The sequence below is a fragment of the Enterococcus sp. DIV1537a genome, from assembly GCF_051712085.1.
GTDB lineage: Bacteria > Bacillota > Bacilli > Lactobacillales > Enterococcaceae > Enterococcus > Enterococcus faecalis.
Map to the genome: position 1 here is coordinate 471,199 of NZ_JBIOOE010000001.1, position 14,306 is coordinate 485,504.

Sequence of the window (14,306 nt, forward strand, 5' to 3'; positions counted from 1 at the left end):
ATAATGGTAGAGAGAAAAGGTTGGAGGCAAAAGAAATGAGCTTAACAATTGAACATTTAACAGGAGGTTACGGCCATATTCCTGTCTTAAAAGATATTAATTTTGACGTCAAGTCTGGTGAAATGGTTGGTTTAATCGGCTTGAATGGTGCGGGGAAAAGTACCACCATCAAAAATATTATTGGGTTACTTACGCCGCAAAAAGGCAAAATTATGATTGACGGGGAAACATTGCAACAAGCCCCTGAAGAATATCGTAAAAAAATCGGGTATATTCCGGAAACACCTTCTTTATATGAAGAATTAACATTGAAAGAGCATATCGAAGTAACGGCCTTGGCTTATGATATTCCATTAGAAGAAGCGTTCAAACGAGCAGAACCATTACTAAAAACGTTCCGTTTAGACAATAAATTGGAATGGTTTCCTGCTAATTTTTCAAAAGGCATGAAACAAAAAGTTATGGTACTTTGTGCATTCTTAATTGAACCGAGTTTATATATTATTGATGAACCTTTTCTAGGCTTAGATCCTTTAGCAATTCATGCTTTATTAGAATTAATGGATACGATGCGTAAGCAAGGGGCAGCGATTTTAATGTCCACGCATATTTTAGCAACAGCTGAAAAATATTGTGATCGTTTTGTGGTGCTACACGAAGGGAAATTACGGGCAAACGGTACAATGGCTGAATTACGTGCAGAATTTAATTTACCAGAGTCTTCTTTAGATGATATTTATCTTGCCTTGACGAAGGAAGAAAAGGTGGGGTAACATGGGCGAATTTTTTAGTCAACGTTTGTCACGGCATTTCAAAAAAATGTCCAAGTACTTGCGCTATATTTTAAATGATCATTTTGTTTTAGTCTGTATGTTTTTATTAGGCGGATTAGGTCTGTACTATTCCCAGTTGTTAAAAGAATTACCTCGTGATTTTGTTTGGGGCAGACCGTTAATTCTGTTGGGCTGGCTGCTACTTATTCAAGTTGGTAAGTTGGCCACTTTGACAGAAGAGCCAGACAAGGTGTTTTTATTACCAAAAGAAAAACAATTCGCTGCTTATCTGAAACGAGCGCTGCGCTACTCTTTACTTTTACCGATTGTGGTCAGCTTTCTAGGAAGTGGCCTATTGATGCCGTTGATTGTAGTCACAACAGGTTGGTCGTTTCAAACCTTCTTTTTATTTTTGGTCATGCTAGTTTGTATGATTTATACACATCTTAGTTTACAAAACTATGGGCTCTATCATCTTTCGTCAACCACTTACCGTAGTTGGTGGTTTGTTTGGTTGATCAGTAGTCTCTTGATTATGACGGGAGCTATTTACTGGACGCCTTGGGTTGGTGTGATTGGTGGCATCATTCTGGCCGTTTGTTTATCGAGTATTTGGCAAAATAAGATGAAACAGAGTTTCTTGGATTGGGAAAAAATGATCCAAAAAGAACAAAACAGAATGCATAGAATTTATAAATTCATTCAGCTGTTTACAGATATTCCTGAAGTGAGTAGTACAGTGAAACGCCGTAAATACTTAGATCCTCTCCTCGGAGTAGTCAAAAAAACATCTGAGAACACGTATGCTTACTTATTCATTCGGAGCTTTTTACGAGGTAGCGAATATAGCGGCTTATTGTTTCGTTTGATTTTGGTTGGTGGCGTGCTACTCTTCTTTTTACAAGAATTCTGGATTGCGTTGGTAGTTGCTTTATTGTTTGTCTATTTAATCGGGTTCCAGTTGATTCCCATGTACACGCAATTTGATTATATGGTGATGACACAGCTATATCCAATTTCAATAGAAAAAAAACAAGCAGCGATTCGCCGGTTAATTAGCGGCGCATTATCTGTTGCGGCCATTATTTTTGGTGGGATTGTCTGCCTTCGTTTAGGCAGTTTGCAAAATAGCTTGATCATTCTGGGTGCCTTAATTGTAGAAGTTGTGATTTTCACTAAAATGTATGTTCCAATGCGCTTGAATAAGTTATAAAGATGAGAAAACCTAGCAAAATTTACAAAAGAACCACATAGAAGCTTGACGAAGCAAGGTTTGGCGACTAAAATGGTAATTGCTGTAAAAATTGCAATAAAATTGTGTTGAGATAGGAGATAATTTCCATGGAATTTCAGTTGGATAAAGACTGGCGTCTGCAGCCGATAAAGGGCGCAACTGGTCAAACATACATGGGAATAAAAGAAACAGAGAAAGTGTTCATTAAACGAAACACTTCTCCACTTCTTGCAGCATTGTCTAAAGAAGGGTTAGCCCCGAAGATGATTTGGACAAAGCGGACAGCGAATGGCGACGTACTAACAGCCCAAGAATGGCTGGAAGGACGTTTGTTACATGCGGACGAAATTGGCAAACGCAATGACGTGATTGACGTGTTATACCAATTGCATCATTCCAATTTGCTGAAAGACATGTTGAAAAAAATTGGTGGCGAAGTTTGTACCCCGCTAACAATGTTGAAAGAGTATAAGCGTCAACTACCTAAAGAATTAAAACGAAACAGTTATTTAAAAGAAGTAATCACTTATTTATATAATCATTTACCAGAATATCCAGAAACTAGTTATGTAGCTGTCCACGGCGATGTGAATCATCGGAATTGGTTAGTCTCGAATAATTATCTCTATTTAGTAGATTGGGATTCTGTGATGGTCGCGGACCCAGCGGTAGATTTAGGAATGATTTTGAGTCATTATGTCCCTCGTTCCGGTTGGAATCAATGGTTACTATCTTATGGTTTAATCCCGAATGAAAGTACGGTTCAACGAATTTATTGGTATGGTTTATTTAGCTTTTTACAAGAGATTGTTCGTCATCACCAAGAGGGCGAAAGAAGAGCAATGACTGCAGAAATTTTACAATTAAAACGAATGTTTAGTAGTTAAACTAATTCATTTAACATCCACACAGGCTGGCGAATTTCACCAGTCTGTTTTTAAAAGAAAGGAATTTTAAAGATGCGTGTAAGAAATAGACCCGGAGCAGCAGAATATATGGCAAAATATCCACAATATGTGGTAGAAGGTCCTGAAAAATGGCAAGGGAAATGGCAAGAACGTTTTGGCAATAATCATCCCATCCACATTGAAATTGGTTCAGGTAAAGGTCGTTTTATTTATGAAATGGCTAAAGCACATCCTGAAATTAATTATATTGGTATCGATATGCAATTAAGTATTTTATCGATTGCATTAGATAAGCTAGTGGCCGAGCCGTTACCTAATCTACAGTTATTGCGAGTAGACGGCGAAGCATTAACAGAATATTTTGCTGAAAATGAAGTAGATTTAATCTATTTAAATTTTTCAGATCCTTGGCCAAAGAAAAAACATGAAAAACGTCGTTTAACGTATAAAAACTTTTTAGCGACAGATGAAATTATCTTAAAACCAAATGGAGAAATTCATTTTAAAACGGATAATCAAGGGCTCTTCGAATACTCATTAAGTAGCTTTTCTAAATATGGCATGATTATTGAACGTGTATGGCTAGATTTGCATAATAGCGAGTTTGAAGGCAACATTATGACAGAATACGAAGAAAAATTTTCTAGTCGTGGTCAACGAATTTATCGAGTAGAAGCACGTTTTGTTGCAAAATAAAAACAAGCATTCCTTTATTTTAAGTGAAGGAATGCTTGTTTTTTATTATTTAAGAAAGCCTAAGTTGTCGTTCTTAAAGCATAGGCGTCCAATAAAATTCTTGCCAGAATGGATAATGGTAACCGTGAACGCACTTCATAATCGGGGAAAAAGGAGCCTTCTGATTTGAAGCCTACGAACGGAATTTCAATGTATTTCATTAAACTAGAGTGTTTGCTTGCAGTTAAAAGGATAGTCCCAATTTCTGAGTCGTAACAGTTTTTACCAGCGACAACTAATTCTTGGGTTTCTCCGTTTAAAGAAACAAAAAGAGCCACATCTTTTTTTGATAACTTTTTACTAATATTTTTAATAATTTCTGGGTCCGTATGCAGTTCACAGTATTTGCCAGCCAATTGAAACTTAACCATCATTTCCTGAGCAATTAATTCTGAAAAACCTCTAGCAAAGATAATAATCCGTCGAGAAGCTTTGATTTTTTGGATCGCATCTTCGATATTACCAATTTCAATCATGTTAATCGTGCGAGTTACTTCTTCTTCATTCTTTAAAATGGCCGTCCGAATTCCTCGGTCTACTTTTTCTAATGCTGAAAAATTTATATTTTGGTTTTCTTTATCTTTCAAGTGATGCTTGAAGGATGTGAAACCTTCATAGCCTTTCTTTTTCATGGTTCTTACAATCGTCGCAGTTGATACGTTGGCTCGTTCGCTTAATTTTACAATGGAATAATCAGGGATTTCTAAAATATGTGTTTCGATAAAATGCCAGAGATATTGCTCTGACTCACTCAATTTTTGTTCCATAATGACCAGCCCTTCTTTCTTTCACTAAAAAAACATTTATAAGCCTATTTTTAATGAAAAAAAATAAAAAAGCTAGAGAAATTATGAAATTGTAAATGTTTTCTATATTTTTGCGAAAGAATGAAAACCTTTACATGGTATTTTGAGACATAATAAAGAGGAGAAAGGAGGAACTACAGTGACTATTTATACATGTACATTAAATTTAGCCATTGATTTATTTATCGAAACAGAAGAGCTAGTTCCTTTTGTCGTGAATCGCACGAAGGAAGATGATATTCAAGCAAACGGGAAAGGAGTCAATGTTTCCCTAATTTTAAAGATGTTAGGGATTGATAATACCGCTTTGGGAGTCAAAGCTGGTTTCACTGGGAACTATGTCGAGGATTATTTAAAAGAAAAAGAGATAACCACTGATTTTATCGAAGTCGCTGGCACAACGAGAATTAATGTGTTTACAAAAGTTATCCAAGATCAAAAGGAATACAAATTAGTCAATAAGGGACCCAAATTATCTGAAGAACATGTACAACGTTTTTTGAAAAAAATTTCAGAGTTACGTAAAGGGGATTATTTGTGCGTATCAGGAAGTTTACCACAAGGGGTTTCACCAAGTATTTTGATTGAAATTAGCCGAATTTGTTTTGAAAAGCAGGTGTTCTTAATTTTAGACAGTAGTTATGAAGAAATTTTAGATTGTTTGTCTTATCAACCATTTTTATTGAAACCAAATGAAGAAGAACTTCAAGAATGGTTTCATACAGAAGTGCAGACTAAGGACGATTACATTTTTTACGGACAAGAATTACTGAAGCGGGGAGCCAAAAATATTTTACTTTCTTTAGGTAGTGAAGGGGCTTTATTTATGAACAATGAAAAGGTTCTTTCAGGTAATTCACCAACTGGAATGGTTGTGAATACAGCTTGTTCAGGGGATGCAATGTTAGGTACCTTTTTAGCTGGCTGGCATCAAGGACTTTCATTGGAAAAAAATTTAAAAAGAAGTATTGCAGCAGGTAGTTCAACAGCATTTCGCAAAGGATTGACAGATTTTTCAGATGTTCAGGAGTTAGAGCAACAAATAAAGATTCAAGAGGAGGAATAAACAGATGGCTACGTATCAATTAATAGCTGCTACAGGTTGTCCGACGGGAATAGCGCACACGTATATGGCACAGGAGGCATTGGAACAAGCTGCGAAACGTAAAGGTATTACGATTAAGGTTGAAACACATGGTCAGATTGGCATAGAAAACGAGTTAACACCTGCAGAAATCCAAGGAGCGGAGGCAGTCATTATTGCCGCCGACAAAGACGTTCAAGCAGAACGTTTTGCTGGGAAACGAATTATTGATGTCCCTGTCAGTGTGGGGATTAAAGAAGCAGATCGCTTAATTGAAGAAGCGCTCGCAGGAAAAGGATCGATTGCGGCCGAAAACCAAGCAGTGGACGAACTTGAACAGGAGACACAAATTTCTTCAGGAAATGTTGGACATAGTATTTATAAAAACTTAATGAATGGCGTTTCTCACATGTTGCCGTTTGTAGTAGCAGGCGGCGTTTTAATTGCTCTTTCTTTTGCTATTTGGGGCATTTATTCATTTGATCCAGAAAGTAGTCAGTATAATGCTACCGCTGCTATGTTAAAAAGTATTGGTGATGCCTCAATGGGCATGATGGTGCCAATCTTATCTGCGTATATCGCAGAGGGGATTGCCAAACGACCTGGTTTGGTTGTGGGCTTTGTCGGTGGTTTGATTGCTAACACTGGTGGTACTGGCTTTTTAGGAGGGATATTATCTGGTTTCCTTGCTGGGTATTTCATTCTTTTATTACAGAGAGTATTTAAAGGTTTGCCTAAATCATTAGATGGTTTAAAAGTAATTTTCCTTTATCCAGTCATTGGCGTTGCAGTTATTGGTATCACTATGTCTTTACTAGCAGATCCGATGAAAGCTGTTAACGAAGGAATGATGAGCTTTTTAGCTAGTTTCCAAAACTCCAGTCCGTTGGTTTTAGGAATTATTGTGGGTTGTATGTGTGCCTTTGATATGGGAGGTCCAGTTAATAAAGCGGCCTATGTTACTGGGACGGCACTCTTAGCTCAAGGAAATACTTCTTTTATGGCAGGAGTTTCTGCTGCCTGCATAGCGCCACCTTTAATTACAGGCTTTGCTACATTATTCTTTGGAAAATACTTTGACACAAATGAACGCAATGCGGGGCTAGTGAACTTTATTTTAGGCTCCACACATATTACAGAAGGCGCTATTCCGTTTGCGGCAAAAGACCCCTTGAAGGTTTTACCAATTATGATGCTCGGATCTTCAATTGCGGCAGTCCTAACGTATATGTTTGGGGTACAAGTGCCAGCACCTCATGGAGGATTTCTTGTTTTACCGGTTGTTACTCACGCTGTTCAATGGGTTTTGGCAATTTTAGCTGGTTCATTGGTAGGTGGCTTATTGCTAGGTTTTGTACAAAAAAGTAGAATCGCCAAACAAGAGCAATCGTTATCAAAAAAATGAAATAACAGGAATTAGGAGTGGATGGAATGGCTTTTATTAAAGAAAATCATATTTTTTTAAATCAACAGTTACAAACGCAAGAGGATGTTTTTCACTTTTTAGCAAAAAAATCAACAGAATTGGAAGTTGCTCAGGACGCACAGGAAGTTTTCGATAAACTGAACGAGCGAGAACAAGAAGGAACAACGGGGATGATGAATGGATTTGCGATACCTCATGCAAAAGCAGCAACGATTCAACAAGCGGCCATTATCATCGTTACCTTGGACCAAGGTGTTGAGTGGCAGAGCCTTGACAACCAATTAACGGAGTTTGTGATTGCGCTGTTTATTCCAGATGCCGAAGCTGGCACGACACATTTGAAATTACTCTCTTCCGTTGCGCGCCTCCTATTAAGAGAAGAAGTTACTTCTGGACTGAAACAAGCAAGTTCGCCAGCTGAAATTGCTACGTTACTAAATAATCAATTAGGAGAGGGAACAGAATGAAAAAAATTAGTGAACAAAAACGTAAACATTTAGAAAATCTGGTAGATGATCAAGGGATTATTGGAGCACTAGCCATTGATCAACGTGGGGCCTTAAAACGCATGATGGGAAAATACAAAGAGGTGACTGCTCAAGAAATCAGTGACTTTAAAGTATTAGTATCTCGTTGCTTAACACCAGAGACTTCAGCAATTTTGCTGGATCCAGAATATGGCCTAGCTGCTGCTGAAAATCGAGCACAGACTTCAGGTTTGTTACTTGCGTATGAAAAAACGGGCTACGATGCTTCGACACCAGGACGGTTACCCGATAGTCTTGATGTTTGGTCGGTTAAGCGTTTAAAAGAAGCGGGCGCAGACGCGTGTAAATTTTTACTTTACTACGATGTTGACGAAAGTGAAGCAATCAATGAACGAAAGAAAGCTTATATAGAACGGATTGGTTCAGAATGTTTAGCCGAAGAAATTCCATTCTTTTTAGAAATTGTCTCTTATGATGCAAACAATTCGGATAGTGCTTCAAAAGAATACGCTAAAGTAAAACCGCACAAAGTAATTGAAGCGATGAAAGAATTTTCAAAGGATCGCTATAATGTTGATGTTTTAAAAGTAGAAGTCCCTGTGAACATGAATTTTGTAGAAGGTTTTGGCACTGAAAGTCTTTATAGCCAAGATGAAGCGCAGGCCTTTTTCAAAATGCAAAGTGAAGCAACACAACTTCCATTTATTTTCTTGAGTGCAGGGGTTAGTGCTACGATGTTTCAGGAAACATTGAAATTTGCAAAAAAAGCAGGTTCCTCGTTTAATGGAGTCTTATGTGGTCGCGCAACTTGGGCAGACGGCGTGCTTCCATTTGTTCAACAAGGTTCTGAAGCAGCCGTTGCGTGGCTTGAAACAACTGGTAAAACAAATGTTGAAGAATTGAATCAGGTTTTAAGAGAGAGCGCAGTATCAGTCTTTGAAAAAATACAGTAATTAAGCTGAAAATATATACTGAATTTAAACTATTTGGTCATCTGAATTAAATTTTTTCAGAAATCGTCTTCTTTAAGTGAACTCAATGTACGCAAACTCAAAAGATATGATATAATTATTTCGATATCGATGTATGAACACCCAAAAAGTAACATTGCTTTACTTTATTTGGGGAAAGTTGGGGTATTATGGGAATTCCTAAAGAAGGCGAGTTTGTAACCATTCAGAGTTATAAACATGACGGACATTTACATCGAACGTGGCGTGATACGATGGTACTAAAAACGAGCGAGTATTCTTTAATTGGTGTGAACGATCACACGTTAGTAACGGAATCCGACGGACGTCGGTGGGTGACTCGTGAACCAGCCATTGTTTATTTTCACAAGAAATATTGGTTCAATATAATAGCAATGATTAGAGAAAAGGGGGTTTCGTATTACTGCAATCTGGCTTCGCCATATGTTTTAGATGACGAAGCGTTGAAGTATATTGATTATGATTTAGATATCAAGGTTTTTCCAGATGGTGAAAAACGTTTACTAGACGTTGATGAATATGAATTTCATAGCAAACTAATGGATTATCCAGAAGATATTGACTTCATTTTAAAAGAAAATGTCAAGACTTTAGTGGATTGGATTAATAACGAAAAAGGCCCCTTCTCGCCCGAATATGTAGATATCTGGTATCAACGTTATCAACAGCTATCAAAAAAATAGCCGATGTAAACAGCCCACAAAAGGAGCTTGGAGCATTAGCCAAAATGGCTAATGCTCCAAGCTCTAAATTTTCCGATTTAATTGATGTTATAGTTCTTTATTCATTTCGTAGTGTTCAATGCCAGCATCCATAAAAGGTGCTCCTGTTTTTTGATAACCTAAACGTTCATAGAAGCCTACAGCGGTGACTTGTGCTCCTAGAGTAATCTTGTGGTAGCCTTGTTCTTTGGCAAAATTTTCCGCCGCTTCCATAATCACTCGTCCATAGTCGGCGCCACGGTAAGCTTTTTCAACGGCCATTCGTTGTAATTTCATAACGCCATTTTCTAGCGGAAGCAAGCGACAAGTTGCGACAGCTACATGGTTCGTGTACAAAACAAAGTGAATACAATGTGCTTCATATTCATCGATTTCCATCTCTTCTGGTACCCCTTGTTCCGCTACGAATACGCGTTGACGAAGCCGGACAGCATCTAAATAAAGATCACTCATGGTATCTTTTGTTTGAGCTACATGCATAGAAAAACCCCCAAGTTCAGAATCTGTTTCTATTTTATTATACCACGAAAAAGTTCTAGCAATGAAGTATTCTCAATGACTGAGGGGGGAAGGTGTGATAAAATAAAACAGCAACAATTGAATAAAAATAAAGGAGGAGCCGCTGTGATTAATCGATTTAAAGAATCGAAATTATTTTTCTGGTCAGTTGAATTACTTGTCGTGGCCATGCTATTATTTATTGCTTCGAAAATTAATTTCTTATTTGCACCGATTGGGACATTCTTTTCAACGTTGTTTGCCCCAGTCTTAGTAGCAGGCTTTTTGTATTATTTACTAAATCCTGTGGTCAATCTACTAATGAAGACGAAAATGAAACGAATTTATGCCGTCTTACTGGTATTTTTATTACTAATCATCGCATTAGTTCTGATCTTATTAACAATTATCCCTAAGTTAGCAGATCAGCTAGCTAGTTTAGCATCAAGTATGCCGGATTTCTTTAAACAAGTGGAGACCTGGATTTATGAGATTGCGGAGTTACCTATTTTTAAACAAATTGATTTAACAAGCTATATTGAAAAAATGGATATTTCTTATGCAAATATTATCCAACAATTTTTAAGTAGTTTATCAAGTAGCTTAGGTTCAATCGTATCAACGGTGGCGTCAACCACCATTGTTTTGGTCACTGCGCCATTTATTTTATTTTATATGTTAAAAGATGGAGACAAGCTAGTACCAGCGATTCAACGTTTTTTACCTGAAAAAAGAAAAGATGATATCGTGGATCTTTTAGGACAATTGAACCAAACCTTATCCAGTTATATTAGTGGACAAGCGATTGAATGTTTATTTGTCGGTACATTTACGATTATTGGGTATTCATTGCTTGGTGTTCGTTATGCCTTTTTATTTGGTGTCATTGCCGGCTTTACGAATTTGATTCCCTATCTAGGACCTTATCTAGGATTAGCGCCTGCTGTCTTAGTGACCATCTTTAATGAACCCGTCAAAGCAGCCTTATGTTGTTTAGTGGTGCTAGTGGTTCAACAATTGGACGGAAATATTATTTATCCAAACGTTATCGGAAAATCTCTAAAAATCCATCCATTAACGATTATTTTAATTTTATTGGTAGCAGGAAATTTAGCAGGTTTGCTAGGTATTTTCCTCGGTGTCCCATTTTACGCAATCTGCCGGACCATTATCTACTATGTTATTGATATGGTCAAAGCGGGTCGTAGTGAAAAAGTTACCAATGCCGTTCTTTTAGGGAATGAAACAAATACGAAAGAAAATAACGGTTAATGATTGAATCCGCTAATCTTTCGTGCTATGATTTTATGGATTAGGATAGAAAATAACCTGTCATAATACTGATTGTGTCTGTTTCTAAGCCTAACCATAAAAAGAGGAAGAACGTTAAAAGAGTACGAAAGTACAGCCTCGGAATTATCAACAATTAAGGAGAGAGAGAACATTATGAATAATGCTGACCCTGAGAGTCAGTCGCTAATTGCGCAACTTCTATTATTAGTCGTGTTGACGTTTATCAATGCCTTTTTGGCAGCGGCGGAAATTGCAGTCGTATCTGTTAACAAGAATCGTGTGGAACAAAAAGCGGAAGACGGCGACGCAAAAGCTCAAAAATTGCTTAAGGTATTGCAAGACCCCAATAACTTTTTATCCACAATCCAAGTAGGGATTACTTTGGTTAATATCCTATCTGGTGCTTCATTAGCAGAGACTTTATCTAGTCGTTTGGCCCCTGTATTAGGTGGCGGCGCCGCAGCTAAGAGTCTTGCCAGTATCATTATCTTAGCATTGTTAACGTACGTTTCTATTGTATTTGGTGAATTATACCCTAAACGAATTGCTATGAATAAATCAGAAGAAGTCGCTCAATTGACTTCTGGTGCAGTCCGCTTTTTAGGAGTTATCGCGCGTCCCTTCGTTTGGTTGCTATCGGCTTCGACCGATTTATTATCCAAAATCACACCAATGACTTTCGATGATGCCGATTCGAAGATGACACGAGATGAAATGCGCTACATGCTTGAAACAGAAGGTGTTTTGGAAAACGAAGAACTAGAAATGCTACAAGGTGTCTTTTCATTAGATACAAAAGTGGCACGAGAAGTAATGGTTCCTCGGACAGACGCATTCATGGTTGACATCCAAGATGATGTCCAAGAAAACATCAATTTAATTTTAGGAGAAAATTATTCTCGGATTCCTGTTTATAGTGAAGACAAAGATAAAATTGTTGGTATTTTACATACCAAAACGTTACTAAAAGCTGCACGTAATTTAGGCTTTGAAAACATTGAATTAGGCGCGATTATCCAAGAACCATTATTTGTCCCAGAAACCATTTTTATTGATGATTTACTTTATGAGTTAAAACGAACACAAAACCAAATGGCGATTTTACTAGATGAATATGGCGGTGTTGTCGGTTTAGCAACACTGGAAGATTTACTAGAAGAAATCGTTGGTGAAATTGACGATGAAACAGATGAAGTAGAAAATTTATATACACAAGTGGCCGACAATGAATATTTGGTTCAAGGACGCATGTTAATTGACGAATTTAATGAAGTATTTGAAACAGATTTACACATGAGCGATGTTGATACAATGGCAGGTTACTTAATTACAGCATTAGGAACCATTCCTGATGAAGGGGAAAAACCTTCTTTTGAAGTGGGCAATATTAAGTTAACTGCTGAAGAAATGGAAGGCACACGTTTGCTAGTCTTACGCGTTCATTTCTACGATGAAGAAACTGTCGATGAAGAACCAGAAGAAAATCGTCGTTTTTTCCGTAAAGAAATGGAAGATGACGAACCAAGACGTTAAAAATAACCTGTGACATCAGTCGTTTTGACTAATGTCGCAGGTTTTCCTTTTAAAAAACAGCCAACAGCAGCTCTTTATTCTCAAGGCTTGACATGATATACTAGCAAAGGTTAATCAAAAATTATGCTGAAGAAAATAAATAAATAAACATCACAAGTGATAAGGAGATTTTTATGACGATCAATCAAAAAGAAGCAGTCGATAGTCGCCGTACGTTTGCGATTATTTCCCATCCGGATGCTGGGAAAACAACGATTACTGAACAATTATTATTATTTGGGGGCGCCATCCGCCAAGCTGGAACAGTCAAAGGGAAAAAAACAGGGAACTTTGCCAAATCTGACTGGATGGAAATTGAAAAACAACGGGGAATTTCGGTAACGAGTTCTGTGATGCAATTTGACTATCAAGACAAACGGATTAATATCTTGGACACCCCAGGGCATGAGGATTTCTCAGAGGATACGTATCGGACCTTAATGGCCGTGGATAGTGCTGTGATGGTTATTGATAGTGCCAAAGGGATTGAAGCACAAACGAAAAAACTTTTCCAAGTTGTTAAAAAACGTGGTATTCCAATTTTTACTTTTATTAACAAATTGGACCGTGACGGACGGGAACCATTGGAACTTTTAGAAGAATTGGAAGAACTATTGGATATTGAATCTTATCCAATGAACTGGCCAATTGGTATGGGAAAAGGCCTAGAAGGTCTATACGATATTTATAATGAACGTGTGGAATTATATCGTCCAGAAAATAATGGCGGGGAGCGTTTTATTCCTTTAAAAGATGGCGATATCCCAAGCGATTTACCATTGCACAATAACAGCGTTTATCAACAAGTGTTGGAAGATGTTGAGTTATTGGTAGAAGCAGGCGATGAATTTAGCGAGGAAAAAATCGCTCGTGGTGATCAAACGCCAGTCTTCTTCGGTTCTGCTTTGACAAACTTTGGGGTTCAAACATTTTTAGAAACCTTCTTACAATTTGCGCCTGCGCCACATGCGCATAAAACAGAAGAGGGTGGCGAAGTAAGTCCTTATGAAAAAGAATTTTCAGGCTTTGTCTTTAAAATTCAAGCGAATATGAACCCAGCCCATCGTGATCGAATTGCCTTTGTTCGAATTTGTTCAGGTGTTTTTGAGAGAGGCATGGACGTGACTTTAGGTAGAACAGGCAAAAAAGTCAAATTAAGTAACGTGACGCAATTTATGGCGGATGCCCGCGAAAACGTCACAGAAGCTGTTGCAGGCGATATTATCGGCGTGTATGACACAGGAAATTACCAAATTGGCGATACTTTGTATGAAGGGAAAATGAATGTTCAATACGAAGAGTTGCCGTCATTTACCCCTGAATTATTCATGAAAGTGACTGCCAAAAACGTAATGAAACAAAAATCTTTCCATAAAGGAATTTACCAACTGGTTCAAGAAGGAGCCATTCAATTATACAAAACATATTTAACGGAAGAATATATCATTGGCGCCGTAGGTCAATTGCAGTTTGAAGTTTTCCAATACCGAATGTCTAATGAATACAATGCTGAAGTGGTAATGACGCCAATGGGTTCTAAAATTGCCCGCTGGATTAATCCAGAAGATTTAGATGAACGCATGAGCTCTAGCCGAAACATTTTGGCACGGGACCGTTTCGATCAACCATTGTTCTTATTTGAAAACCAATTTGCGGAACGCTGGTTTGCGGATAAATATCCAGATGTTGAACTGAAAAGTTTGATGTAAAATTAATTTGTAATCAATCAGTAGCTGAATCTTTAGAAGATTGAAGCTCGGCGCAGTCATTCTCAA

The 14,306-nt window shown here is 37.6% G+C and carries 14 protein-coding genes; 12 read left to right on the forward strand and 2 right to left on the reverse strand.

The features are described 5' to 3' along the window. Positions 1-35 precede the first annotated feature (35 nt). From IGJ41_RS02460 to trmB, 4 genes are all read left to right on the forward strand, one after another. Complete coding sequence (locus IGJ41_RS02460) at positions 36-773, forward strand: ABC transporter ATP-binding protein (RefSeq protein ID WP_002363160.1); 738 nt, start codon at positions 36-38, stop codon at positions 771-773. A gap of 1 nt (position 774) precedes the next feature. After that, complete coding sequence (locus IGJ41_RS02465) at positions 775-1,986, forward strand: ABC transporter permease (RefSeq protein ID WP_002364818.1); 1,212 nt, start codon at positions 775-777, stop codon at positions 1,984-1,986. 128 nt (positions 1,987-2,114) lie between these two features. After that, complete coding sequence (locus IGJ41_RS02470; RefSeq protein ID WP_002355531.1) at positions 2,115-2,894, forward strand: phosphotransferase family protein; 780 nt, start codon at positions 2,115-2,117, stop codon at positions 2,892-2,894. A gap of 72 nt (positions 2,895-2,966) precedes the next feature. Beyond that, entirely contained in the window at positions 2,967-3,611 is a 645-nt protein-coding gene (gene trmB / locus IGJ41_RS02475; protein ID WP_002355532.1) for a tRNA (guanosine(46)-N7)-methyltransferase TrmB, read from the forward strand. Positions 3,612-3,670: 59 nt separating this feature from the next. Here the strand turns inward: trmB and IGJ41_RS02480 are convergent, their stop codons facing one another. Beyond that, positions 3,671-4,417, reverse strand: a complete 747-nt coding sequence (locus IGJ41_RS02480; protein ID WP_002363162.1) for a MurR/RpiR family transcriptional regulator — start codon at positions 4,415-4,417, stop codon at positions 3,671-3,673. A 178-nt stretch (positions 4,418-4,595) separates the two neighbouring features. On the opposite strand from IGJ41_RS02480, the gene pfkB reads away from it, so the two are divergent. The 5 genes from pfkB to bph all read left to right on the forward strand — a co-directional run bounded on the left by pfkB (position 4,596) and on the right by bph (position 9,129). Next, entirely contained in the window at positions 4,596-5,522 is a 927-nt protein-coding gene (gene pfkB / locus IGJ41_RS02485) for a 1-phosphofructokinase (protein ID WP_002361246.1), read from the forward strand. Positions 5,523-5,526: 4 nt separating this feature from the next. Beyond that, the gene (locus IGJ41_RS02490; RefSeq protein WP_438713813.1) at positions 5,527-6,945 is read left to right on the forward strand and encodes a PTS fructose transporter subunit IIC; all 1,419 of its coding nucleotides are present in this window, start codon (positions 5,527-5,529) and stop codon (positions 6,943-6,945) included. 26 nt (positions 6,946-6,971) lie between these two features. Then, positions 6,972-7,433: a fructose PTS transporter subunit IIA gene (locus IGJ41_RS02495; protein WP_002358680.1), complete on the forward strand. Its 462-nt coding sequence runs from the start codon at positions 6,972-6,974 to the stop codon at positions 7,431-7,433. Next, on the forward strand, positions 7,430-8,407 hold the full coding sequence (gene lacD, locus IGJ41_RS02500; RefSeq protein WP_010774505.1) for a tagatose-bisphosphate aldolase: 978 nt from the start codon (positions 7,430-7,432) through the stop codon (positions 8,405-8,407). Before IGJ41_RS02495 ends, lacD begins: the two co-directional genes overlap by 4 nt. A gap of 188 nt (positions 8,408-8,595) precedes the next feature. After that, on the forward strand, positions 8,596-9,129 hold the full coding sequence (gene bph / locus IGJ41_RS02505) for a biofilm phosphatase Bph (protein ID WP_002355538.1): 534 nt from the start codon (positions 8,596-8,598) through the stop codon (positions 9,127-9,129). A gap of 87 nt (positions 9,130-9,216) precedes the next feature. Here the strand turns inward: bph and IGJ41_RS02510 are convergent, their stop codons facing one another. Beyond that, a complete protein-coding gene (locus IGJ41_RS02510) occupies positions 9,217-9,648 on the reverse strand; it encodes a GNAT family N-acetyltransferase (protein ID WP_002355539.1) in 432 nt (143 codons plus the stop codon). 75 nt (positions 9,649-9,723) lie between these two features. Between IGJ41_RS02510 and IGJ41_RS02515 the strand changes: the two genes are divergently transcribed. The 3 genes from IGJ41_RS02515 to IGJ41_RS02525 all read left to right on the forward strand — a co-directional run bounded on the left by IGJ41_RS02515 (position 9,724) and on the right by IGJ41_RS02525 (position 14,240). Further along, on the forward strand, positions 9,724-10,938 hold the full coding sequence (locus tag IGJ41_RS02515; RefSeq protein WP_002384914.1) for an AI-2E family transporter: 1,215 nt from the start codon (positions 9,724-9,726) through the stop codon (positions 10,936-10,938). 174 nt (positions 10,939-11,112) lie between these two features. Beyond that, positions 11,113-12,492 carry a hemolysin family protein gene (locus IGJ41_RS02520; protein WP_002363168.1) on the forward strand — a complete coding sequence of 460 codons (1,380 nt, stop codon included), beginning with the start codon at positions 11,113-11,115 and terminating at the stop codon, positions 12,490-12,492. A gap of 173 nt (positions 12,493-12,665) precedes the next feature. Next, complete coding sequence (locus IGJ41_RS02525; RefSeq protein ID WP_002355543.1) at positions 12,666-14,240, forward strand: peptide chain release factor 3; 1,575 nt, start codon at positions 12,666-12,668, stop codon at positions 14,238-14,240. Positions 14,241-14,306: the final 66 nt, after the last annotated feature.